The sequence below is a fragment of the Vibrio astriarenae genome (assembly GCF_010587385.1).
Taxonomy (GTDB): domain Bacteria; phylum Pseudomonadota; class Gammaproteobacteria; order Enterobacterales; family Vibrionaceae; genus Vibrio; species Vibrio astriarenae.
The window spans coordinates 578198-601674 of record NZ_CP047476.1 but is presented as its reverse complement, the minus strand read 5'-3'; the positions used below and the strand labels follow the sequence as shown (position 1 = coordinate 601674).

The following is a 23477-nucleotide window of genomic DNA, read 5'->3' as shown; positions in this document are numbered from 1 at the left end:
CTAATGCATCATAATCCATAGTGATGAAACCTTTATAACGAAAAGTGTCAAAGTTAGAGGTCGAACCACCGGGATAAAATGACTGTGATGACAATGAGTTATCCGTATAGAAAGAAAAAGAGCTATCAGCATAACGGCTGATAGCTCTTTATTAAATTGACAATAATCAAAGGTTATCGATTCTAGCCAAAAATGTTATCACCCATCTGATCGATAAACATTTTTGCCTTGTTCAGCATCAGTTCATCGGCGTCATCTTTGCTAGCCACGACATCAGAGCGAATGAAGCGATGCTCCTTTAACTCGCCATCGAAATCTTTGGTTATGCGACCTGCGATACGATACTGGCCGCCTTCTTTAACTGGCTCTTGGTAGATGTTGAATCCTTTGTATTCAACCGCTTCTACTTGGACTGGATCTTCGGTCGTAGATTTTCCGCCAAACAAACGAGAAAAAAATCCCACAATAATGCTCCTAATTGTTTATTTTGGCTCGAGACAGAATTGGTTTCTCAAACCATTCGAGTTCTTGGTCTTCGTCAGCATAACGTGAAACGCAGTGCGCAGGTAGATCAGAGACATCTCTTTCGAGACGTCGATCATTGATGATGAACTCAACTGCGTTATTTATCGCCACTTCTGTGCTAGTCGATAGTGCAATCATTCGCTCCTCAGCTAGTGAAGACAAGAAATCAATATCATGGCGAATATAAAGCGGTTTCAACTGACCGAGTGCGATGCACGCTATATCTGCAAGTTGGTCATCGTTAAACTTTTGATCTAGCTCCATCTGTAAGAAGGCTTTTCCGACCAAGGTTTCCATATAATTATGTACATCAACACTGATTTTCATTTCAATTCCCTTTACACAGCAAGTTTGTTGATTTGCTTCAGATTAAAACTGAAGATTTTGTGAAGACAACTTAATGTACCTTAATTTTATGCCGTTAAGTATACAGAGCTTCAATAATTGATTACCTAAGTACCATAAATGAATGAAATCACTTGGCATAATACTAAATTTGCGTATCCTATTGCATTCGAATTCTGTCGTTAAGTTGTTGGCAAAGTAGAACTTTTATGTCGTCCTCTTTTATCTCTTCTAGCTGGTTTAAGATCGGCCTGCCGATTTTTTTCTTAACGATCGTCTCATTCACTATGAGTGGCATTATTAAGGCAACCGGCGCTAACTTAGGCGTTGCAGTTAATTTACCTTACGTCTTATTTATCTCTGCCATTGCGATTTCTCATGCGTTCAAACAAAGCCGTAGTGCGATGATCGCGACGGCAATGCTGGTGGCTTATTACTTTATTCAAGCGCGCCTGCAATCTCCCTTAACGTCGGGCACTACCCTTTTAGAACTGTCACTTTTAAGCTTCTTGTTACCTGTTGCTTGTTTAATGATTTATGTGTTTTCTGATTCACGAGTAACAAGCGTCTCATTTGCAGTTTATTCTGGGTTAATCGCCATGTTCGTCATATGGTGTTATCTCATATTGACTCATTTTTATGAGGGTGGCTTTGAAGACATTAGCGACACGTTTTTGTTTTCGGTTGATCAGCTCTCGCGCCTTCCCTTCGTGCTCTTGATGTATCAGCTAGCATTGATCGGGTCGACAGCAATGTTAGTGATCCACAATAATCGCAATGTTGATGCTATCGTATACAGCTCCATTTTAATGACGAGCGCAGCATTTACCTTTTTCCATGTCCCGTATATCTCAAGCACACTGTTTTCTATCGGAGGGATATTCCTACTCTTCTATATTGCCTCTTCAAGTTACCAACTGGCCTTCAACGACGGTTTAACGGGGATCCCTGGAAGACATGCTCTCGAAATGGATTTGAAGCAATTAAGTCGACGTTACTCTATCGCGATGCTCGATATCGATCATTTCAAATCGTTCAATGATACTTATGGCCATGATACTGGTGATGATGTTTTGAAACTCGTTGCAAGTCGGATGACTCGCGTAAAGGGTAATGCCAAGGTTTACCGTTATGGTGGTGAAGAGTTCACTGTGCTTTATAACCGTAAATATGCAAAACAGACTCACGAATACCTAGAGTTATTAAGAGAAGACATTGCTAACTACGAAATGAAGTTGCGCGACACAGACAATCGTCCGAATGACGACAAAGTCGGCTCGAAGCAACGTAAAGGTAAAAAGAACAAATCAGATGTGGTAAAAGTGACCATCAGTATTGGTGTTGCAGACTCAACGTGTGCTAAAAAGCCGGTTGATGTCATTAAAGCGGCGGATGATGCACTATACAAAGCGAAGAAGAAAGGTCGAAACCGCGTCGAAATTGCAAAGCCAACGCACTAATTGCGTTGTGGCTGTCTATCGATATTAAGGATCAATTGTCTCAATTACGTAGCTCGCTCTGCCATTTTTCTTGGCCTGATATAATAGCTTATCAGCCTGCTCATACAGAGAATCAACAGATTCATTGCCATGAGGGATAAACGTTATACCTCCTTGTGACACTGTCACTATATCACTCACTAGACTACCACTATTTTCAATATTTAGCTCGACAATTGCTTTGTGGATCCTTCCACAGGCCTGTTCGAGCTTGTCTAGGTCGGTGTTTGCCAATAAAACGACAAACTCTTCACCACCATAACGGCCAACGTACTCTTCAGTTCGGGTGAATAGATTATTGATGGCGTTTGAAATCTTAATCAAACATTTGTCTCCTTCAATATGACCATAGTTGTCATTGTAAGGTTTAAAGTGGTCGACATCGAATAAGATAAGGGAGAAAGGAATTTCATGGCGTCCATGAAAATTAACGATTTTTTGTAGCTGCTCGTCCATGAAGCGGCGATTAAAGAGTTTAGTTAGACCATCTTCATTGACTTGCTTCATCAATCGATAGTTTACACGCTCTAGCTCTGAAGACGTTGATTGGAGCTCGCGCCTCATCATTGCGATTCTTTGCATGGCTGTCAGCTTGGCCGTAAGAACCACCCGGTCGACGGGTTTAATCAAATAATCGTCACCACCAGCATCAATCGCCTTAGAGATAAAGTGAGGTTCTTCATGGCTGCTAAGGAAAATGATCGGACGCCAATCGTCATCTTGTTCACGAATTCGCTGTGCAACTTCGAATCCATCCATCTCTGGCATAGTAATGTCTAACAACACCAGCTCGGGGTCGAAATCATAGAAAACTTCGAGGGCCTCTCTACCACCCGAAACCGCTTCAACATTGTGGCCTTGCTGTTTGAGTCTTATTGCAAGCTGCATTCGATCAAGCTGCACGTCATCAACAAGTAAGATACGCATTGAAGCGTTATTTTCCATCATACAAACTACCCACTTCCAATTTCTGTGTGGAATTAACTATTTAGATAATTATTTATCCACTTTTTAACGAGTATATGAAAGATATTTTCAATATCCAACTTAATCGGTCTATTTGTTGACTTTTTCCTTTGAACACATAGGATCTACAGTGATTTAAACCGATATAGAAGTATGAATATGTCTGATACTCAAGCGAACGAGCAAGCAACACAGAAAGTTGATCTATCCACTGTTTCAGCGGAACTTCGTCAAGTCATTGAATTTGATGAAGTGCCAGAAGGTATGCACAACATGGTAGTGTCAATTCACGAAGTTTCTGAGGAAGCCGTTCGTGAATCATGGAATGAGCTACCAGCCAGCGCACAAAATATTGTAGATAACTTTGAACAGTTTCATGCGTTAGTATCGGTGAGCCAGGCTTTCGCTGGTGTAAACCTTATGGAAGAGTTTCCAACGCTTGATCTGCCAAAAGATATGACAGAAGAGCAACAAGAAGCTTACCGTGCAGAGCTACTGAATGAAGTGCTAATGAAGTGCGTTAAAGATATGTGTAAGCAGATGAAGAAAGCGCGCCGCGATCCACTGCTAAAGAAAGACTTTAAAGACGTATTTGCGCGTTAATCTAACGTGAGAGGGTTTATTGCCCTCTCTAGTTAGAGTGATAAATCGTTTATTGGGGTAAGTGAGGATGCGAGATATCTCGTTGACTGATACTTACCCCTTTTATTTGAGCGTATACCTCTTTCCCCTTCTCTAGCTTCAGTTCATCGTGTGCCCAGCGGGTAATATTGGCACTTAAGGTATTAACGTCATCAATTTTTAGCTCGACGATAACACTTTGTCGATCAGGTGCTTGCTGGCAGTGTTCAATTGAGGTGATCGTTGTCTTGAGAATGTTCCGAATTGAAGTATCACTTGGTTGCGTCAAAGTCAAAGAGACGTCACTCGAACGAATTTGCAGTCTCAATTTTTCACCCATCGGTGCATTGTAATATTGTGTCCAAAGCGTATGGTTGTTTGAAAGAGCCACTTGAGTCAGACCATATTGAGTGTTGTGCTCTAGTACCGTCGCTTCAAACAGAGAGCTTTGATCGGTGAAGGACTGCCAAGGGCGCATTGCATGTGATTGCCATACTTTTGTTAGTTCACCGTTTTCAATAATATGCCCTTTATCTAACATCACGATGTGTTGTGCTAGGCGTACGATTTCAGACAAGCTGTGTGTCACGTAGAGAATTGGGATATTGATGCTTTCAGCTAATTGCTCCAGATATGGCATCACCTCCCTTTTACGTGGCAAGTCTAGCGATGCAAGTGGTTCGTCCATTAAAAGTAGATCAGGCTCTGAGAGTAAGGCTCGACCGATGGCGACACGCTGTTTTTCCCCTCCCGATAACTCACGAGGATAGCGTGCTAGCAGATGTTGAATATCGAGTAACTGGCAAATCTCTTCCAGCTTGCTCTTCGATACCCTTTTTCGCCCATATTTTAAATTGCCAACAACGGTGTAGTGTGGGAATAGCCGAGAATCTTGAAATACGTAACCGACATTGCGCTTATGAACAGGTAGGTTCGTACGAGACGAGCTATCGAACAAGACCCGGTCTCGGATAGAAATATGGCCATCTCTTGGTTTTACCAAACCTGCAACCATGTTGATAAGGGTGGTCTTACCCGCGCCTGAGCGCCCGAAAATGGCGGTAATGCCTCTATTAGGAAGAGTCAGGTTTACATTGAATTCAATATCACCGAGTTGCTTTGTCGCTTTAATCGTAAACGCTGACATTCTATACCCCTAACCTTCTTGTCGAGTAACGTTGCATATACTCTGAAATGAGCAGCGACAATAGCGCAATAACAATAGATATTGCGCAAAGGCGAGCGGCTTCCACTTCTGCGCCCGGTGTTTCAATAAAACTGTACATGGCGAGTGGTAGAGTTTGGGTTTCGCCGGGAATGTTAGATACAAAACTAATAGTTGCACCAAACTCGCCTAAGCTACGGGCGAATGCGAGCATAGCTCCGGTAATAATACCCGGTAGCATGAGTGGCAGTGTAATCGTAAAAAACACTTTGAGTGGTGAAGCACCGAGCGTCGCGGCGGCAAGCTCAATTTTTCGGTCGATATTATCGAGACTCAAACGTATTGAGCGGACCATTAGAGGCAGTGCTACAACGATACAAGCGAGAACAGCCCCTTTCCAGTCGAAACTAAATACCAAGTTAAAGTGTTGGTATAGCCAACCTCCAATTGCCCCTTGACGGCCCATACTGATGAGCAGCAAATAACCAATGACGACCGGTGGTAACACTAATGGTAAATGGACAAGACTGTCGAGAATCGTCTTGCCCCAAAATTCTTTACGACTAAGAATCCACGCAAGTGCTATGCCTAACGGCACTAGCCAAACAAGCGCGTAGCCCGCCACTTTTAGACTCAACAGCAGTGCTTGAAGCTCATAATCAGTCAACAAGACCACGCTCCTCTGAAGCTACTGTTCGCTTAGAAAGCTGCGGCCAGATTGAAGACAGGTCGAGATGTTCCTCAATAGCATCGGCAATTTGATTGATGGCGTTTTCCTGAACCTGGTCATGATCGATAGACTTGAGCTTTTCACCTGTCGCCCAATAGATAAGCTGCTCTGATACGTCCGGCGAGTCAAACAAACCGTGGAGATAAGTGCCTAATACTTGATCGTCTTGACTGATGGCACCGTCGAAACGCTCGTCTGCCAATTTAATAGGTTGCGCCTCATTACCATAGGTTTCCCCGACATGAATCTCATACCCCTTCACTGTGACAGCGTCACCGTTAAGCAACAAAGTCCCAGTCACATTGGTCAGCGTTTTTTCTTGTTGTAACACTGTGGTTTGATTGAGTAGGTTCAGACCTGAGCTAGTTCCGCTCTCTCCCTCGATACCCTCAGGGTCGTCGATAGATTGCCCTAGCATTTGGTACCCACCACAAATACCAATCACCTTGCCGCCGAAGCGCAGGTGGCGCTTTATCTCTTGCTCCCAACCCTGCTCTTTGAGAAAAGCGAGGTCAGCACGCACCGATTTACTTCCCGGTAAAATGATGAGGTCTGCACCTGCCAAGCTGCCACCTTTGCCGATATATTGAAAATCGATTTCTGGGTGTAGGCGCAACGGATCAAAATCGGTGTGGTTGCTGATCCGCGGCAGTACCGGAACAACAACTTTCATTTTGTGGTGTTGGGTCGTCTCTGGCTGAGAAACAATCGCGTCTTCCGCTTCAAGGTTAAAACCGTGCAAGTATGGCAGTACACCCAACACGGGCTTTCCGGTCTTTTTTTCTAACCAATCTAAACCGGGCTTGAGTAGCTCTATGTCACCACGAAAGCGATTGATAACAAAACCCTTAACTCGTGCTTGTTCTGTTTCCGATAGCAGGGCCAAGGTTCCATACAAATGGGCAAATACACCACCTTTATCGATGTCAGCGATAATAATGACGGGCACATCGGCTTCTTCGGCGAAACCCATATTGGCAATATCATTTTCACGTAAGTTAATTTCCGCTGGGCTGCCAGCGCCTTCGACGATCACGGATTGATATTGGCGTGCGAGACGATGAAACGATTCTAGAACTTTGGGTAGTGCAAAAGATTTGTAGTCACTGAAGCCGATTGCTTGCATGTTGCCTACCGCTTTACCCTGAACAATCACTTGCGCACCTGTGTCGGTGCAAGGTTTAAGCAAGATAGGATTCATATCTGTATGAGGCAACAATTTGGCGGCTCGCGCTTGAACCGCTTGAGCACGACCTATCTCCCCACCCTCTGGTGTCACTGCGCTATTGAGCGCCATATTCTGTGGCTTAAACGGCGCGATGTTGAAACCATGCCGATTTAAGACACGGCAAAGCCCTGCCACTAGGACACTTTTTCCGGCATCCGATGTCGTGCCTTGCACCATTAGAGGAGTGAGTTTAGAAGATTGCGCAGGAATTGAAGTCATCTATCGTCCGTTTAACATTGATTATGCTCTGCTAATCAATAGTCTATCACTAATAACGTGCTTAATAACTGAATGATGACAAATAATTGGTTTTCATTAAATTTTAGTGGCGTATAATTTGCATCCTTTTGAAATACAGAGTTCGTCAAAAAATTGTCCATAGGAGTGACTGTTACCCATGTTTAACGTTAAGCCAAAAGCCGTATTTCTGGCTGTGAGTCTATTAGCCGTATCCTCTATTGCTTCAGCAACAAACAACTTTAGCTATAACTACATTGAAGCACGCAGTGGTTTGAGTCCACTAACCATGGGACTTGAAGGCGGAACGCAAATTATGGATAACCTGCACCTTGTAGGACGTATAGATTCTAAGCTGGAGAGCGATTGGGATTTAGCGGGTGGTATCGGTTTCAACGGCCCTCTTAATCAGTTCGCCGACATTTATGGTCAAATGCTCATTCATAACATCAGCGAAAAGAACAAAAGCGGTACGGATTTTAAACCCGAGCTGAATGTTGGCCTTCGCGTTTGGTTAACGAACCAGATGGAAGCGACGGGTCGTATTGGCGTGTTAAAAGACAAAACGATTTTCCACGGTGGTATCAAATTCCACTCAACAGAGACCTTGGTTCTTTCTGCGGATATCCGCAACAATGGCGTTTATGGTGTTCAACCGACACTCGGTGTTCGTTTCCAGTTCTAATTCCCTCAAATTTTTGACGAATTCGTTTGACTCCCTGACGCTGGGAGTCAATATATTCACACCATAAATTGTTCTAGCTCAAATCAATGCTATTACTCCCACCCTATTCTAACCCCGTCTCTTTTATTGCGTTTTTTCCTGCGTACAATTTCAGCACACCCTAGGGAATAAGAAGAACAATGAAATTAGAGGATATTAAAATATTCGCCAAAGTGGTTGAGTTGGGTAGCTTTACTTCCGCTGCACAGGCCTTTGATATTCCGCGAGGAAAAGTCAGCCGCAAAGTCAGTGAACTGGAACAGCAGTTAAATACCAAGCTGTTTCATCGTACGACACGTTCAATCTCTCTCACCAATCATGGAGAGACTTACTACAAACAGATCATCAAGGCTATTGATATCATTGATAGTGCTGGTGAGCGTGTTAGCCGTGATAACCAATCCTTGACGGGGCGAGTAAAGATCGGCTTGTTGCCTTCTACTTATACCCATGTTCAGCACATACTCTTTCGTTTTCAAGATGCTTACCCAGAAGTACAACTTGATATCAGAACCATCACCAATGGATTAGTCGATCTGTTTGATTACGGTTTAGACATCGCATTTCATAGTGGTACACTCAGAAACACGAATCTTATAGCCAAACATCTTCTTTCTATTGAACGCTGTGCCGTGGCTTCACCAGACTATATTCAGCGTCGAGGTACACCTGCTGATGACTCACAGCTGTTCTCTCATGATGCCATTTGTTTTCGACACCCATCTGGCCATATCGAAGAAGAGTGGCCGATGAATGATACGTTAGTGCCAGTTACGCCAAGAATCATTTGTGACAGCATCGGTTTCGTTAAGAGTGCGACGTTGCAAGGTCGAGGTATTAGTTACTTACCGAGGGTAATGATTTTAGAAGAAGTGGCAAACGGCCAGTTAATTGAGTTACTTCCGACTGAAACCCCGTACAGCGAAGATGGTTGGTTGTTATATCCACCGAGACAAACGCTAAACCCTGCAAGTCGTGCGGCGCTCCGGGGGTAACCGCAAGCGATTTTGATGATCTGTTTAGTAGCGACTCTTTCGGATGGGCGGGATCGGTTGGTGTGCATTGGAATGTATTTGACGGTGGACGATCGGAAGCATTAGTAGAGATGAATGAAGCTAGATTTGAAGCGGCCGCATTGAACTATCAGTTGGTGGTCGATTCTGCAATTAAAGAAGTCGATACCACCCTCTTTGCTTATGGACGCAGTCAGGAGAATCAAGTCCAGATCGACAAGGCGGTGTTCGCAGCACAAAATGCCGTATCTAAAGCGCAGTCTTTGTATAAGGCTGGCCTCATTGATTACTTGTCCGTACTAGATGCCCAGAGACAAGAGCGTCTGTTGCGAGATAGACAAATCGCAGCACGCTTGCAGTCAGCGCAAGCCACGGTTGCTGTGCAAAAGGCGATTGGGGGCAACTAGGTGGTTGATGAAGCCGTTGATCAGGAAGGGGTGAGTGTAGCGTTTGTAAACTGAATTAACCGAGTAGTTTAACTAAACCGTAAGAGTGAAGCCCTTAGTCGTGCTATATGGGCTTTGCTCTTTATTATATTGTCATTCATTGAAACTCATTGTTTGTCTTAAACCCATAACCCCAAAAACAACCTTCGTACGCTTTGATATTTTATGATATTGCATTTACGCACCGAAGCTATAGGCGGGCTTGCACTATCTTGTCGCAACGATGATGTAATGCACTGTTATGGTGAAGTCCATTGTTGAGTATTATCCAAAGCGATAGCTTGGTCACGTAAACTCAATTCATTTCACGACATTTAGCGTCAATATCCTAAATTCTATAGAGATACACGTTTTGGCTTGTTTCTTGTTACAGACTTATTAATGCATCGGTACTCTCGTACGCATTCAAATGGATTTTGCAATGGAACTATGACTGCTCAATGAACTGCCCCCCCCCAGCGTGATTGAGCTCGAGGTAGTCTTTTGTACACACAATAAGGATAGAGGATATGGAAGATACAATCGCCATCGTTTTAGCAGGTGGCATGGGTTCTCGGTTAAGTCCCCTGACTGATGACCGCTCAAAGCCAGCGGTCCCGTTTGGCGGTAAATATCGAATTATTGACTTCACTTTAACCAATTGCCTTCACTCTGGTATACGTAAGATATTGGTACTGACCCAATACAAGTCTCACTCACTGCACAAACACTTACGTGACGGCTGGTCTATCTTCAATCCTGAATTAGGTGAGTTCATCACTGTCGTACCGCCTCAAATGCGAAAAGGCGAAAACTGGTATGAAGGGACAGCGGACGCCATTTATCACAATTTGTGGCTGCTTGAACGCAGTACATCAAAATATGTGGTGGTGTTGTCTGGTGATCATATTTATCGAATGGATTATGCAGCGATGCTAGCAGAGCACATCGAGAATAATGCTGAATTGTCTATAGCGTGTATCCCGGTTCCAACACCAGAAGCCAGTGCGTTTGGGGTGATGACAGTGGACGGTGACAACAAGATTACCCAATTCGACGAAAAGCCAGAGTCTCCCTCTTCAATGCCGGGTGATCCAGAAAACAGCTTGGCTTCAATGGGTATCTATATCTTTAACATTGATACCCTGATTGGGGTGTTAAACGAAGATGCAAACAATGAAGGGTCTTCACATGATTTTGGTCATGACATCATACCTAAGCTGATAGAGAAGAACTCAGTGTTCGCCTATAACTTCTGTAACGATAAAGGGCGCGTTGCTAAAGACTGCTACTGGCGAGACGTTGGGACGATTGACTCCCTTTACCAAGCGAATATGGACCTGTTAGAGCCTGTACCCCCGATGAACGTCTATCAGTCGAACTGGGCTGTACGAACCTATGAGCGTCAGCTACCACCTGCAAGAACGGTGTCATCAGCAACTGGCAATGAGGGCATATTTATTAACTCAATTGTTTCTTCGGGTGTGATTAACTCAGGAGGCTCTGTCCACCACTCTGTGATTTCGTCAAACGTCAAAATAGACGATGGCGCGACGGTGACAGATAGTATTATTTTCGATCATGTTGAAGTCGGTGAAGGTTGCCAGCTGAAGAACTGTATCATCGATAAAAAGGTCAAAATTCCGCCTCACACGACGATCGGTTTCAATGCGGTTGAAGATGCAAAGCGTTTCAAAATATCGGATAAAGGTATTGTCGTGGTTCCCGAGGAATATCAGTTCTCTGATTAGACAAGACAAATCAAGAAAGAATGGGCGCTGAAATCAGCGCCCATTTTAGTAAACATGCGAAGGGTTAAAGACGGTGGTTGGTTTCTATAGTATTCACACTTTGTTTGCATGATGTGGGCTGCCTTACCAGTCTTTTTGAGGAAAATCGGGGTGAGTAATTAAGTCGGTTGCATCGAAACTCCTTCACACTAATTAAATTAATTCGACATTTTGCTGGTGTATAGATTGATCTTTATAAATAGCGTTCGCATATTGATAAGGTCACTGGAATATTCGTTGCAAAAAACTATCACAAGGTTGGTGCGATGAATGAGCAGAACACATAGTGTTCAAAAGGAAATAACAATGAAATTTAGCTACTCGAATCCTACACAAATTCATTTCGGGCAAGGTCAGATTGCTGCTGTCGCTGGTGCTATTCCAAAAGATAGCCATGTATTGGTGATTTACGGCGGAGGCTCTATCAAGCGTAACGGTGTGTACGAACAGATTGAATCAGCGTTAAGCGAGCATCGTTGGTCTGAATTCTCTGGCGTTGAACCGAACCCAACTAAAGAGACACTGGATAAAGCTGTTGCGAAAATTAAGCAAGAAGGCATCGACTACATCTTAGCTGTCGGTGGTGGCTCTGTGATTGATGGCTCTAAATACGTCGCTGCTGCCGCTCTCTATGACGGTGACGGCTGGGATATTTTGATTGGCAAATACATTGTTGATAAAGCCTTGCCTTTAGGGGCAATTCTCACGCTGCCAGCAACGGGGTCTGAGTCTAACTCAGGTGCCGTCATCACTAAGGCTGAGACACAAGACAAACTTCCGTTCCTTAGCCCATTTGTCCAACCAAAGTTTGCCGTACTGGATCCAGACACAATGAAAACATTGCCTGAACGTCAGTTAATCAATGGCGTCGTGGACGCTTGGGTTCATGTTTGTGAGCAGTATCTAACGACTGCGACGGACGCCTGGGTTCAAGAGGGTTATGCGGAAGCGCTATTGCGTAACTTAAAACGTTTGGGCGAAGGCTATGCAGAGCGTGATAGTGATGAGTGGCGCGCTAACCTAATGTGGACCGCTAACCAAGCGCTGAATGGCCTGATTGGTAGCGGCGTTCCACAAGACTGGGCAACGCATATGATTGGACATGAATTTACGGCTCTTTGGGGTGTTGATCACGCGCGTTCACTCGCGATTGTGCAGCCTTCCCTACTTCGTAATCAAATCGAGGCGAAGCGTAGTAAACTAGAGCAGATGGGTAAGAATGTATTTGGTCTAGATGCATCGGCGGACTTGGCAGAGCGTACGATTGATTCAATCGAACTCTTCTATCACCACTTAGAGGTTGCGACTGTCTTTAAAGAGCACGGTGAAACTAAAGACGCAGCCGTTAAACAGGTGTTGTCGCAGCTTGAACAACACGGCATGGTTGCACTGGGTGAAAACCAAGCGATCTCCTTAGAAACGAGTCAGCAAATTCTTGAGCAAGCTATTGCTTAACCGACACTATTGAGTGATCATTCAACAGCGCACCTCTCGGGGTGCGTTTTTGTTTACAATTCGCCAACAATGATTTGCTTTACATCACGAAAAATCCTCGTATTATGCTCACGCAAACGTTTTCCTTGGTCAAAATTGCTAGTTAAAGAGATATTATGCTGCCAGATATTGAGATTTGTCGTCAGACAGAACTGTTGTCAATTAACCAGGTTGCTAAAGAGTTTGGATTACTCGATGATGAGTTCCAAGCACTTGGTAAACATAAAGCTAAAGTGTCACTCTCAAGCCTTAAAAGGACTAAAGGCAATAAAACAGGGAAGCTGATTTTTGTCACAGCCATTACACCCACTCCATTGGGTGAAGGCAAGACCGTAACAACGATCGGTCTATCGCAAGGTTTAAAGAAAATCGGTCTAAATGCTGCGGCATGTATCCGCCAGCCCTCTATGGGTCCGGTTTTTGGCGTTAAAGGCGGCGCTGCGGGCGGTGGTTTTTCTCAAGTTGCGCCAATGGAAGAGCTCAATCTTCATCTAACCGGCGATATCCACTCCGTAACGGCGGCACACAACCTCGCTTCTGCGGCGATTGATGCGCGTATTTATCATGAGCAGCGTCAGGGTTACGATGCGTTTGAAGAGCGTACAGGTCTGAAAGCATTGCGTATCGATCCTAAAAATGTCGTGTGGAAGCGTGTCATTGACCACAACGATCGCTCTTTGCGCATGATTACAGTGGGTAAGAACGAACACAACAAAACGATTAATGGTTTTGAGCGTGAAGACGGCTTCGATATTTCTGCCGCTTCTGAGTTGATGGCGATCCTTGCTCTTGCAGACGATCTGCAAGACCTACGTAAACGTATCGGTCGCATTGTTGTGGCGTATAACTTGGACGGTGAACCAGTAACGGCTGAAGATCTTGATGTTGCAGGAGCAATGACGGTTAGCATGAAAGATGCGATTGAGCCAACGTTGATGCAAACGCTGGAAGGTGTCCCTACGCTTATTCACGCAGGTCCTTTTGCCAACATTGCCCATGGTAACTCTTCAATTATTGCCGATCGCGTTGCCACTCACCTAGCCGATTATACCGTGACTGAAGGTGGTTTTGGTTCTGATATGGGCTTTGAAAAGGCATGTAACATTAAAGCGCAAGCGTCTCAACAAGCGCCTGACTGTGCTGTAATTGTCGCAACTTTGCGTGGCCTAAAAGCCAACTCTGGCCTGTATGACCTCAAACCAGGTCAGCCAATTCCTGAGTCAATGTTTGATGCTGATGAGAAAGCACTCGTAGCGGGTTTTGAGAACCTAAAATGGCATATTAATAATGTCAGTAAATACGGTGTGCCTGCGGTGGTTGCGATCAACCGCTTCCCTCAAGACTCTCAGCAAGAGCTTGATGCACTGAAAGCGATGATCGAAGCACTGCCAAATGGTGTTGAAGTTGCAATTAGTGAAGCGTTTGGTAAAGGCGGTGAAGGCGCCGTTGAGCTTGCAAACAAAGTTGTCGCACAATGTGAAAAAGAGAATAATTTTAAGCCTCTTTATTCAGTCGACGATTCACTAGAATCTAAGCTATCTACGATTGCGGAAGTCGGTTACGGCGGTAGCGTGGTAATGAGCTATAAGGCTCAACAACACCTAACTGCTCTGAAAAAGCATGGCTTTGACAATCTAGCAGTGTGCTTTGCGAAAACACCAATGTCGATCACAACAGATGGCTCGGTAAAAGGCGCTCCTTCTGGCTTCGATGTGCCTATCCGTGAACTTAAACTGTGTGCGGGTGCGGGTTTCATCTATGCACTGAGTGGTAGCGTAATGACGATGCCAGGTCTTCCTGACAAACCAGCGTTCATGAACTTGGATATTGATGAAGACGGCAATATTGTTGGCTTGAGCTAACAAAATACCTTCTCTGATTTTGAAGCTCAGCCTCGGCTGAGCTTTTTTCGTTTTATTTAACCAATCTTGCAAATCAACAACGTATAAAAGTTTTTGAAATGAAATCCCTTGTGGCTCGTTCTTATCAGTAGAGCCAATGTGAAGGAGTGACACAATGAAACGAATATACGCCCTACTCGCCTTCTGTACTTTAGCGTTAAGTAGCGTGCTGCTAAACGTTAACGCTGATGATGATATGAAAGCCCCCTCCAATGGTAAAGTTGAGATTGCGACACTCGCTGGTGGTTGTTTTTGGTGTACTGAATCAGACTTAGAGAAACTGCCGGGCGTCATTGATGTCGTGTCTGGCTATGCGGGTGGCCAGTTAGAAAACCCTACCTACAAGCAAGTCTCTTCGGGTAAAACTGAGCATATTGAAGTTATACAGGTCACTTACGACCCTAATAAAGTCAGTTATGAACAGGTATTGGATCAGCTATTTAGACATATCGATCCAACCGATGATCAAGGTTCGTTTGTGGATAGAGGCCGCCATTACCGCCCTGCTGTCTTCTATCACAATGAAGAACAGAAACAGATCGCTCAGTCGTTTATGCAGGAAATTGATGCATTGGGTGTGTTTCCCAAGCCGCTTAAAACCGAGCTAATTGCTTACACCGACTTTTATGAGGCTGAGGACTATCATCAAGACTATTACAAGAGAAATAAACTCCGCTACAAATACTACCGCAACGCCTCTGGTCGTGACCGCTACCTAGATGAAGTGTTCGGTGAAGATCGTGAAGACAACCCTGTGACGCTGCGTCAGATGATCGATGAGAGTAATGGCGTGACAAGAATGCGTTACTCTCGCCCGAGTGACTCGATCATTAAAGAGCAGTTGACAGAGTTGCAGTACTACGTGACACAAGAAGATGGCACAGAGCGCGCCTTCAACAACGAGTATTGGGACAACAAACAAGAAGGCATTTATATCGATATTGTCTCTGGTGAGCCGCTATTTTCCTCAACTGATAAATATAAGTCTGGCACTGGGTGGCCGAGCTTTACCAAACCCATAGATGAACATTACGTTGTCACAAAAACCGATTACAAATTAATATACCCACGCACAGAAGTGCGCAGTAAATATGGTGATTCGCACCTTGGGCATGTGTTTAAAGACGGCCCTGCGCCTACTGGGTTACGTTACTGCATGAACTCGGCAGCCATGAAGTTTGTCGCTAAAAAGGATATGGAGAAGATGGGTTACGGCCAATACCTTTTCTTGTTCAACGGCTAAACTGTTAATTGCTTAATGTCTTTAAGCCTGAGTTTCTTGATAAAGCGCTATCTAGGAATTTAGGCTTTTTGTTTTTCTGGAACAACTCGCATCTACAAGTCGCTTAGGTATATAATACAGCGCGATTTTCACCTACTACAATGTGTGCTCCAACACGTTGTCTTACGATAATAGAGACCTATGATTTCAAAAAACCAACTCAAACTGTTACGTGCCCTCGGTCAGAAAAAACAGCGTAAAGCTCATGGCCTTTTTCTGGTTGAAGGCGAGAAAAACGTTCTAGAGTTACTAGAGACCAGTTTGGTGGTGAAACAGGTGTTTGCGACAGGTGAGTTTTTATCAGAGTACCAAACAAAGCTAGCAGCGTATGAGTGTGTAGAGGCTTCACTTGATGATTTGACTAAAGCAAGTAGCTTAGTCAGTAATAATGCTGCGGTTGCTGTGGTAGAAATGCCGAAAAATCATACACCGAAGGCGCAAGGTTTAATGATTGCTCTTGATGGCGTTTCTGATCCCGGCAACCTAGGTACCATTATTCGCTTAGCTGACTGGTATGGCATTAAACATATTGTCGCGAGCCGTGATTGTGCTGACCCTTATAACCCTAAGACGATTCGCGCCACCATGGGCAGTTTTGCTCGTGTTACGGTTTCCCTATTGGATTTGCCAGAGTATTTAGACCAAGCGAATATTCCAGTCTATGGCGCATTTCTTGAAGGTGAAAGCGTTCACAAAACCAAATTCTCTCCACAAGGGATTTTACTGATGGGCAGCGAGTCTCACGGAGTTCGCAAAGAAGCTGAGCAGTTTGTGACGGATAAGATCACGATACCGGCCTTTGGCGGGGCTGAATCGCTAAACGTGGCGATGGCAACGGGGATTATATTGGATAACTTGCGCCGTCAGCATAGTGACGTATAGAGCGAGAAGGTTGATACAAAAAAGCGCAGTTTCTATATGGACTGCGCTTTTTTAATGTTTGGTTAGGAGCTTAACGTTCCAACATATCAATCTTATTCGGCACACCGTTCCACTTTTCAGCCTCTTCCATAGCAGGCTTCACTTCGGTTAATACTGGCCACTCTTCAGCAAGCTCGGCATTAAGTTCGATGAATACTTGCTGATCGTCCGTTAACTCATCTTCTTGGAAGATGGCTTGCGCATCACACTCAGGCTCACATAGACCACAGTCAATACACTCAATTGGGTTGATTACCATGAAGTTCGGGCCTTCATGAAAAGCATCGGCTGGGCATACTGCTACGCAGTCGGTGTACTTACACTGTATACAATTATCGGTTACGACAAACGCCATGGTCATCAACTCTTGGTTAGCTAAAATTGTGGATGGGCGATATTACTGATTCAGCGGCAAATTTCAATATGCGCCAAGCCTTTATCTCCCTTCCCTTGCTAATTAAGTATGACAGACAATTCAAGTTAACGTAAAATGCGCGCCATTGTGAGCGGTAATCTCTTCTTTCTATTCATTCTGATATGGGGAGAAGGACGGTTGTTGCTAAGACACCAAGTAAAACACGAGACATCCTCTATGATACGTTTAACCGAAATTAAGCTGCCTCTTGATCACGAAGAAGGCGCAATCCTTGATGCTATTGCCAAAAAACTAGGTATAGCCGCTGAAGAAGTCCTTTCATTTAATATGTTTAAACGTGGCTATGATGCTCGTAAGAAAACCAAGATCCTTCTTATTTACACATTAGACGTAGTAGTGGATAACGAAGCTGAACTTCTAGAGAAATTTGCTAATGACCCTCATGTACGCGAAACACCGGACATGGAATACAAGTTTGTAGCAAAAGCACCTGAGAATCTGACTGAGCGCCCAGTGGTGATCGGTTTTGGTCCTTGTGGTCTGTTTGCTGCGTTGGTGCTTGCTCAGATGGGATTCAAGCCTATCGTTCTTGAGCGTGGCAAAGAAGTGCGTGAGCGTACCAAAGATACGTTCGGCTTTTGGCGTAAGCGTGCCCTGAACCCAGAGTCGAATGTTCAGTTTGGTGAAGGCGGCGCTGGTACATTCTCTGATGGCAAGCTGTACAGCCAAGTTAAAGATCCAAAACACTACGGACGTAAAGTGATTGAAGAGTTTGTCGCCTCTGGCGCTCCTGAAGAAATTCGCTATGTGAGCAAACCACATATCGGTACCTTCAAGCTAGTGACAATGATTGAAAAGATGCGTGCAAAGATCATTGAGCTTGGCGGTGAAATCCGTTTCAGTACTCGTGTTGACGATATTCATATGGAAGACGGCCAAATCACAGGTCTTACACTTTCTAACGGTGAAGAGATTAAATCGCGTCACGTTGTACTTGCTGTTGGTCACAGTGCTCGTGATACCTTTGAAATGCTGCACGAGCGTGGCGTCTACATGGAAGCGAAACCATTCTCCGTCGGTTTCCGTGTTGAGCACAAGCAGTCAGTGATTGACGAAGCTCGCTTTGGTCCAAACGCTGGTAACCCTATTCTGGGTGCAGCGGATTACAAACTGGTCCACCACTGTAAGAATGGTCGTACAGTATACAGCTTCTGTATGTGCCCTGGTGGTACGGTTGTGGCGGCAACCTCTGAAGAAGGTCAAGTTGTGACTAACGGTATGAGCCAATACTCTCGTGCAGAGCGTAATGCAAACAGTGCTATCGTGGTTGGTATTTCGCCTGAGACGGATTACCCGGGTGATGTACTCGCAGGTATCCGCTTGCAGCGTGAGCTCGAAAAAGGCGCTTACGTGTTGGGTGGCGAAAACTATGATGCGCCAGCACAGAAGATTGGCGACTTCCTAAAAGGCAGTGATCCAAGTGCGCTTGGTGATGTAGAGCCTTCTTTCACTCCGGGTATCAAGCTGACCGATCTTTCTAAAGCACTACCTGATTTCGCGATTGAAGCAATTCGTGAAGCAATCCCAGCGTTTGATAAGAAGATCAAAGGTTTTGCTGATGCAGATGGTCTACTGACTGGTGTTGAGACACGTACGTCTTCCCCTGTGTCTATTAAGCGTGGCAAAGACTACCAGAGTGTTAACTTAAAAGGCTTCTTCCCTGCGGGTGAAGGTGCAGGTTATGCTGGCGGGATTTTGTCTGCGGGTATTGATGGCATTAAAGTCGCTGAGGCGCTGGCTCTATCAATGGTTGAGCAGGCAGAGAATGCGTAAAGCCGTTTCTTTCGGATAAATGTTCAAGGGGCGTTAGTGAAAACACTAACGCCCCTTTTTGCATTATCAAAAGTTCTTGTTTTGGAATGAAATTATACGCTAGATTTCATCACTCGAGCCTTGAACTGACGTCCTTTCATCTTGCCATTTTGCAGCTGTTTCAATGCTGGTTTAACGACATCATGCTCAACGGCAACATAAGACACCATCGCAAGGATATTGATCTTACCGATGCGTTTGCCATCAATACCTGCCTGTTTGGTAAGAGCGCCAAGAATATCGCCTGCTCGCACCTTCTGCTTTTTACCACCAAGGATCTGAATGGTTTGCATTTTCGGATAGAAAGGTCGTTCTACCGGTTTCTCTGGTAGTTCTGAAGCGGTAATTGCAATGTCCATGTACTCATCAATACGAGCAACGCGGTATTCTTCTTTCTCACTGTAGAAACTAAACGCACAGCCTTTTGAGCCAGCACGGCCAGTACGACCGATACGGTGCACGTGAACTTCAGGGTCGCGTGATAGTTCAAAGTTAAATACAGCGTCTAGGTTATCAACATCCAAACCACGTGCAGCTACATCTGTTGCCACTAGGATAGAGATGCTCTTGTTGGCGAACATGGTTAATGCACGTTCGCGCTCACGTTGCTCCATATCACCATGCAGTTCAATAACACTGAAACCGCGGTGCATCAATTCGTCAGTGACATTTTGCACTTCTTTTTTGGTGTTACAGAATACAACCGATGATTCAGGTTTATGAGTAAGCAGCAGTGTTTCCAGCGCGTCGTCACGATCTTGTGTAGTCTCTAAGCGATAGAAACGCTGCTCGATGGTAGAGCCTTGATGCGTGGATTCTACTTTCACCATTTGAGGGTCTTTCAGAACCTTGCCAGAGAGAGCTTCAATATTTTCTGGGAACGTCGCACTGAATAGCAGTGTTTGACGATCTTGTGGTGCTTGTTCAATGATCGCATCAATCGCGTCTTCAAAGCCCATATCAAGCATACGGTCGGCTTCATCTAATACGAGCGTGTTTAGCTCATCCAAATTGATACGACCTTTCGTTAGGTGGTCAAGAATACGTCCCGGAGTACCGACTAAAATGTGCGCGCCGTGCTCTAGCGAGCCGATTTGAGGACCCATTGGCATTCCGCCGCACAGAGTGAGCACTTTGATATTGTGGATACCGCGTGCAAGAGTACGGATCTCTTTCGCGACTTGGTCTGCCAGCTCACGCGTCGGGCAAAGCACTAATGTTTGTACACGAAAGCGTTTCACGTTTAGGTTAGACAGTAAGCCTAGTGAGAAGGTTGCTGTTTTACCTGAGCCGGTTTTGCCCTGCCCAATCACATCCTTGCCTGCCAACACTTGAGGTAGTGCTTGCTGCTGGATTGGAGTCATATCGGTGTAACCAAGAGAGTCAAGCGTTTCAAGAAGCTCTGGGCGAAGATTCAATGTTTTGAATGAAGTGCTCAAAATCAGTTCCTTTAAGGAAAACCAAGTTAATGCATTTTAACTTAGCATAGAAATCAAAAACCGCTTCAATGGAAGCGGCTTGAAAGTTGAATAGGTTTACGAACTCGCTTAGCGCAAACCGTGTAAAAATTCATGTCGCGTTGCGGAGTTTGACTTAAAAATCCCCCCCAGCGCAGTCGTTGTCGTTGCGCTAGTCGCGTCCATCACTCCGCGAGATTTCACGCAGTAATGTGTGGCATCAATGGTGACAGCGACATCATCAGACTCAAGTAGAGTCTGCAGCGCAACAAGAATTTGCTGTGTCATGCGCTCTTGTACTTGTGGGCGCTGTGCGAAGAACCTCACGATACGGTTGATCTTGGAAAGGCCAATAATTTTGCCGCGTGGAATATACGCAACTGCTGCCGTGCCATCAATCGTAACCAAGTGGTGTTCACAAGTGCTGGTGAGCGTAATATCTTTAACACGAACCATCTCGCTTACGTTCATCTTGTTTTCGATGACCGTAATCTTTGGAAAGTTGTGGTAATCAAGTCCAGAGAAGATCTCATCAACGTACATTTTTGCAATGCGATGAGGTGTTTCCTCTAAAGAGTCGTCAGTAAGATCAAGTTCAAGCAGTGACAAAATCTCGCGCATATGATGTTGGATTTTTTCTTTCTTCTCATCACGGCTGAAAGAATTGGCACTCATTGGTGTTTCTAGCCCTCTCTCTTCTAGAGCTGCTTTTACGAGTTTTGCCGATTCACTTAGACCTGTCATTCCACTACCTCTTGATATTACCCCTTTCGGATGGCTGACAAGAATACTTGGATTTTCCCATAATTACACCCACAAATTGCCTGTGGTGATGCTTTCTTTGTGCTAAATGAAGCCGAGTGGTAAAGTTGTCGCCAATATAACTAGAAAATAGGATTTCCAATGGGATGCTGTGATGCCCCTGGCCTTATGCCAATTGAAGACGCGCTATTCAAAATGCTTGAGTCTGTAACCCCAATAACGACAACACTTAGCTTATCTTTGCCAGACGCGCTAGGCTATGTACTTGCAGACGAAATCACCTCTCCTATCTTTGTGCCTCCTTTCGACAACTCCGCGATGGATGGTTATGCCGTTCGATTAGCAGATTTATCTAACACCGATACGTTGCCCGTCGCCGGTAAATCCTTTGCAGGGCAGCCTTTTGAGGGTGATTGGCCGCAAGGCACCTGCATTCGCATTATGACGGGTGCAAAGATTCCGCAAGACTGTGATGCGGTGATCATGCAAGAGCAAACTAAGGTCACAGAGAATGGTGTCCAATTTCTAGCAGACAAGATTAAGCCAAATCAGAATATTCGCCCGACTGGCGATGATATTAAGCAAGGCGCTCAGGTGCTGCCAAAAGGCGCACGTTTGACGCCTCGTGATATTCCAATGATTGCTTCATTGGGCATTGCAGAAGTGACAGTGTATCGTAAGCCAAAGGTAGCGTTCTTCTCTACAGGTGATGAGCTTCGTTCTTTGGGTGAGCCACTTGGCGCTGGTGATATTTATGATAGTAACCGCTATGGTATCGCCGCATTGATCGAAAACTTTGGTTGTGAGCCGTTCGATTTAGGCATTATCCCTGATTGCCCTGAAACGTTGAAAGCCACATTTGAACAAGCCCAGTCGATGTCAGATGTCGTGGTTACGTCAGGCGGTGTGAGTGTCGGTGAAGCTGATTACACCAAAGACATTCTCGAGCAGCTCGGTCAAATAGGCTTTTGGAAGTTAGCGATTAAACCGGGTAAACCGTTTGCATATGGTCAACTTGATTCTGCCCTATTCTGTGGTTTGCCGGGCAATCCTGTATCGGCAATGTTGACGATGTACGTTCTTGTACAGCCTTTGCTTGCTAAACTTGCCGGTTGCACTGAATGGAAACCTGAACCGATGATTCCTGCCGTTACCAAGCAAGGTTTCAAAAAATCACCAGGTCGTACTGACTACCAACGCGGGATTTACAGCATTGAAAATGGTCAGTTCGTCGTAGAAAGCACCGGAAATCAAAGCTCCGGTGCTTTCCGTTCTATGAGCCTTGCTAACTGTTTCGTGGTCTTGGAGCGCGAGCGTGGGCGTGTTGAGGCTGGTGAGACTGTACAGATTCAGCTATTTAACAACACACTTTACTAGGACGTCTGTGTGGATATTCTTTCAAACCAAGAAATGATGCGTTACAACCGTCAAATTGTGTTGCGAGACTTCGACTTTGAAGGTCAAGAAGCACTAAAGCAGAGCTCAGTCTTAGTGCTGGGCGCTGGCGGTTTAGGTTGCGCATCTTCTCAATACCTTGCAACCGCGGGTGTTGGTAAAATGACTTTGATTGATGACGATGTTGTCGAACTATCGAATCTACAACGTCAGGTGTTACACCATGACCGAGACGTTGGCCGTGCAAAAGTCGACTCAGCCTCAGAAGCACTTCGCGAGCTGAACCCTCATATTGAAGTTAACACGATTAAAGGTCGTCTTAATGACCAAGAACTTGAAGCCTATGTGAGTTCTCATACACTAGTATTAGACGCCTCTGATAATGTTGAAACGCGCAACCAGCTCAATCGGTTGTGTTTTCAACACAAGATTCCACTGGTATCTGGTGCGGCGATCCGTATGGAAGGCCAGATCAGTGTGTTTACTTATCAAGATGAAAGTCAGCCTTGTTATCAGTGCTTAAGTGCTCTATTTGGCGATACCACCCTCAGTTGTGTTGAGGCGGGTGTTATGGCGCCAGTAGTGGGTATTGTTGGGGCGGTGCAAGCCATGGAAGCGATTAAAGTGATCGCTCAATACGGGCAACCTAAACAAGGAAAAATACTGATTCTTGATGCACTGAGTATGTCTTGGCGTGAAATGAAGCTGATGAAGATGCCTCAATGCCCGGTTTGCGGCTGATCTAGCTG

Annotated in this window: 21 protein-coding genes and 1 pseudogene; 13 read left to right on the top strand and 9 right to left on the bottom strand. The window is 45.0% G+C overall.

The annotated features are described in order from the left end of the window. Window positions 1-182 precede the first annotated feature (182 nt). Together GT360_RS17010 and GT360_RS17005 are read right to left on the bottom strand one after the other, a co-directional pair. Complete coding sequence (locus GT360_RS17010) at window positions 183-464, bottom strand: HlyU family transcriptional regulator (protein ID WP_164650157.1); 282 nt, start codon at window positions 462-464, stop codon at window positions 183-185. Between the two features lie 10 nt (window positions 465-474). Further along, the gene (locus GT360_RS17005) at window positions 475-852 is read right to left on the bottom strand and encodes a late competence development ComFB family protein (protein WP_164650156.1); all 378 of its coding nucleotides are present in this window, start codon (window positions 850-852) and stop codon (window positions 475-477) included. Between the two features lie 227 nt (window positions 853-1079). Between GT360_RS17005 and GT360_RS17000 the strand changes: the two genes are divergently transcribed. Further along, window positions 1080-2330 (top strand): GGDEF domain-containing protein, encoded by a 1251-nt coding sequence (locus tag GT360_RS17000; RefSeq protein WP_164650155.1) that lies wholly within the window; start codon window positions 1080-1082, stop codon window positions 2328-2330. A gap of 24 nt (window positions 2331-2354) precedes the next feature. Here the strand turns inward: GT360_RS17000 and GT360_RS16995 are convergent, their stop codons facing one another. After that, the gene (locus GT360_RS16995) at window positions 2355-3317 is read right to left on the bottom strand and encodes a GGDEF domain-containing response regulator (RefSeq protein WP_164650154.1); all 963 of its coding nucleotides are present in this window, start codon (window positions 3315-3317) and stop codon (window positions 2355-2357) included. 177 nt (window positions 3318-3494) lie between these two features. Here GT360_RS16995 and GT360_RS16990 point away from each other — a divergent pair, with 177 nt between their 5' ends. Then, the gene (locus GT360_RS16990) at window positions 3495-3938 is read left to right on the top strand and encodes a DUF3069 domain-containing protein (protein ID WP_164650153.1); all 444 of its coding nucleotides are present in this window, start codon (window positions 3495-3497) and stop codon (window positions 3936-3938) included. 49 nt (window positions 3939-3987) lie between these two features. Here GT360_RS16990 and modC read toward each other — a convergent pair whose 3' ends face one another. The 3 genes from modC to GT360_RS16975 are packed head-to-tail and all read right to left on the bottom strand — an operon-like array spanning window position 3988 to window position 7298. Continuing rightward, window positions 3988-5103 carry a molybdenum ABC transporter ATP-binding protein ModC gene (gene modC, locus GT360_RS16985; protein ID WP_164650152.1) on the bottom strand — a complete coding sequence of 372 codons (1116 nt, stop codon included), beginning with the start codon at window positions 5101-5103 and terminating at the stop codon, window positions 3988-3990. 1 nt (window position 5104) lies between these two features. Continuing rightward, window positions 5105-5788 carry a molybdate ABC transporter permease subunit gene (modB, locus tag GT360_RS16980; protein WP_164651139.1) on the bottom strand — a complete coding sequence of 228 codons (684 nt, stop codon included), beginning with the start codon at window positions 5786-5788 and terminating at the stop codon, window positions 5105-5107. Continuing rightward, a complete protein-coding gene (locus tag GT360_RS16975) occupies window positions 5781-7298 on the bottom strand; it encodes a cobyric acid synthase (RefSeq protein ID WP_164650151.1) in 1518 nt (505 codons plus the stop codon). The genes modB and GT360_RS16975 overlap by 8 nt, the downstream gene beginning before the upstream one ends. Before the next feature lie 178 nt (window positions 7299-7476). Between GT360_RS16975 and GT360_RS16970 the strand changes: the two genes are divergently transcribed. The 8 genes and pseudogenes from GT360_RS16970 (at window position 7477) to GT360_RS16935 (ending at window position 16827) form a co-directional block, all read left to right on the top strand. Continuing rightward, window positions 7477-8001 carry a hypothetical protein gene (locus GT360_RS16970; RefSeq protein WP_164650150.1) on the top strand — a complete coding sequence of 175 codons (525 nt, stop codon included), beginning with the start codon at window positions 7477-7479 and terminating at the stop codon, window positions 7999-8001. 179 nt (window positions 8002-8180) lie between these two features. After that, entirely contained in the window at window positions 8181-9035 is an 855-nt protein-coding gene (locus GT360_RS16965; RefSeq protein WP_164650149.1) for a LysR family transcriptional regulator, read from the top strand. Beyond that, window positions 9020-9460: pseudogene (locus GT360_RS16960) on the top strand (TolC family protein); the annotation flags it as partial. The gene GT360_RS16965 and the pseudogene GT360_RS16960, both read left to right, overlap by 16 nt. 548 nt (window positions 9461-10008) lie before the next feature. Next, entirely contained in the window at window positions 10009-11229 is a 1221-nt protein-coding gene (glgC, locus tag GT360_RS16955) for a glucose-1-phosphate adenylyltransferase (RefSeq protein WP_164650147.1), read from the top strand. 345 nt (window positions 11230-11574) lie between these two features. After that, window positions 11575-12723 carry an iron-containing alcohol dehydrogenase gene (locus GT360_RS16950; protein ID WP_164650146.1) on the top strand — a complete coding sequence of 383 codons (1149 nt, stop codon included), beginning with the start codon at window positions 11575-11577 and terminating at the stop codon, window positions 12721-12723. A gap of 155 nt (window positions 12724-12878) precedes the next feature. Next, window positions 12879-14624, top strand: coding sequence for a formate--tetrahydrofolate ligase (locus tag GT360_RS16945; RefSeq protein WP_164650145.1), 1746 nt, complete (start codon window positions 12879-12881; stop codon window positions 14622-14624). Between the two features lie 154 nt (window positions 14625-14778). Continuing rightward, the gene (gene msrB / locus GT360_RS16940; RefSeq protein WP_164650144.1) at window positions 14779-15906 is read left to right on the top strand and encodes a peptide-methionine (R)-S-oxide reductase MsrB; all 1128 of its coding nucleotides are present in this window, start codon (window positions 14779-14781) and stop codon (window positions 15904-15906) included. Between the two features lie 180 nt (window positions 15907-16086). Beyond that, window positions 16087-16827 (top strand): RNA methyltransferase, encoded by a 741-nt coding sequence (locus GT360_RS16935; protein ID WP_164650143.1) that lies wholly within the window; start codon window positions 16087-16089, stop codon window positions 16825-16827. Between the two features lie 70 nt (window positions 16828-16897). On the opposite strand, the gene fdxA is transcribed toward GT360_RS16935, so the two are convergent. Next, on the bottom strand, window positions 16898-17221 hold the full coding sequence (fdxA, locus tag GT360_RS16930; RefSeq protein ID WP_164650142.1) for a ferredoxin FdxA: 324 nt from the start codon (window positions 17219-17221) through the stop codon (window positions 16898-16900). Between the two features lie 237 nt (window positions 17222-17458). Here fdxA and GT360_RS16925 point away from each other — a divergent pair, with 237 nt between their 5' ends. Beyond that, window positions 17459-19075, top strand: a complete 1617-nt coding sequence (locus GT360_RS16925) for an NAD(P)/FAD-dependent oxidoreductase (RefSeq protein WP_164650141.1) — start codon at window positions 17459-17461, stop codon at window positions 19073-19075. 92 nt (window positions 19076-19167) lie between these two features. Here the strand turns inward: GT360_RS16925 and dbpA are convergent, their stop codons facing one another. Together dbpA and folE are read right to left on the bottom strand one after the other, a co-directional pair. Then, complete coding sequence (dbpA, locus tag GT360_RS16920; protein WP_164650140.1) at window positions 19168-20553, bottom strand: ATP-dependent RNA helicase DbpA; 1386 nt, start codon at window positions 20551-20553, stop codon at window positions 19168-19170. 108 nt (window positions 20554-20661) lie between these two features. Next, on the bottom strand, window positions 20662-21315 hold the full coding sequence (folE, locus tag GT360_RS16915; protein ID WP_164650139.1) for a GTP cyclohydrolase I FolE: 654 nt from the start codon (window positions 21313-21315) through the stop codon (window positions 20662-20664). A 159-nt stretch (window positions 21316-21474) separates the two neighbouring features. Between folE and moeA the strand changes: the two genes are divergently transcribed. Both moeA and moeB read left to right on the top strand, forming a co-directional pair. After that, the gene (gene moeA / locus GT360_RS16910) at window positions 21475-22710 is read left to right on the top strand and encodes a molybdopterin molybdotransferase MoeA (protein ID WP_164650138.1); all 1236 of its coding nucleotides are present in this window, start codon (window positions 21475-21477) and stop codon (window positions 22708-22710) included. A 9-nt stretch (window positions 22711-22719) separates the two neighbouring features. Further along, window positions 22720-23469, top strand: coding sequence for a molybdopterin-synthase adenylyltransferase MoeB (gene moeB, locus GT360_RS16905; protein ID WP_164650137.1), 750 nt, complete (start codon window positions 22720-22722; stop codon window positions 23467-23469). The last annotated feature ends 8 nt before the right edge of the window (window positions 23470-23477 follow it).

Excerpts from the sequence above, each read along its gene's own strand:
- GT360_RS16945 (WP_164650145.1), top strand. The coding sequence starts at position 12,879 with ATGCTGCCAGATATTGAGATTTGTCGTCAGACAGAACTGTTGTCAATT.
- GT360_RS17005 (WP_164650156.1), bottom strand. The coding sequence starts at position 852 with ATGAAAATCAGTGTTGATGTACATAATTATATGGAAACCTTGGTCGGA.
- GT360_RS16935 (WP_164650143.1), top strand. The coding sequence starts at position 16,087 with ATGATTTCAAAAAACCAACTCAAACTGTTACGTGCCCTCGGTCAGAAA.
- GT360_RS16970 (WP_164650150.1), top strand. The coding sequence starts at position 7,477 with ATGTTTAACGTTAAGCCAAAAGCCGTATTTCTGGCTGTGAGTCTATTA.
- modC (WP_164650152.1), bottom strand. The coding sequence starts at position 5,103 with ATGTCAGCGTTTACGATTAAAGCGACAAAGCAACTCGGTGATATTGAA.
- GT360_RS16950 (WP_164650146.1), top strand. The coding sequence starts at position 11,575 with ATGAAATTTAGCTACTCGAATCCTACACAAATTCATTTCGGGCAAGGT.
- moeA (WP_164650138.1), top strand. The coding sequence starts at position 21,475 with ATGGGATGCTGTGATGCCCCTGGCCTTATGCCAATTGAAGACGCGCTA.
- fdxA (WP_164650142.1), bottom strand. The coding sequence starts at position 17,221 with ATGGCGTTTGTCGTAACCGATAATTGTATACAGTGTAAGTACACCGAC.
- GT360_RS16990 (WP_164650153.1), top strand. The coding sequence starts at position 3,495 with ATGTCTGATACTCAAGCGAACGAGCAAGCAACACAGAAAGTTGATCTA.
- glgC (WP_164650147.1), top strand. The coding sequence starts at position 10,009 with ATGGAAGATACAATCGCCATCGTTTTAGCAGGTGGCATGGGTTCTCGG.
- GT360_RS17000 (WP_164650155.1), top strand. The coding sequence starts at position 1,080 with ATGTCGTCCTCTTTTATCTCTTCTAGCTGGTTTAAGATCGGCCTGCCG.
- GT360_RS16925 (WP_164650141.1), top strand. The coding sequence starts at position 17,459 with ATGATACGTTTAACCGAAATTAAGCTGCCTCTTGATCACGAAGAAGGC.
- GT360_RS16975 (WP_164650151.1), bottom strand. The coding sequence starts at position 7,298 with ATGACTTCAATTCCTGCGCAATCTTCTAAACTCACTCCTCTAATGGTG.
- GT360_RS16995 (WP_164650154.1), bottom strand. The coding sequence starts at position 3,317 with ATGATGGAAAATAACGCTTCAATGCGTATCTTACTTGTTGATGACGTG.
- msrB (WP_164650144.1), top strand. The coding sequence starts at position 14,779 with ATGAAACGAATATACGCCCTACTCGCCTTCTGTACTTTAGCGTTAAGT.
- folE (WP_164650139.1), bottom strand. The coding sequence starts at position 21,315 with ATGACAGGTCTAAGTGAATCGGCAAAACTCGTAAAAGCAGCTCTAGAA.
- GT360_RS16965 (WP_164650149.1), top strand. The coding sequence starts at position 8,181 with ATGAAATTAGAGGATATTAAAATATTCGCCAAAGTGGTTGAGTTGGGT.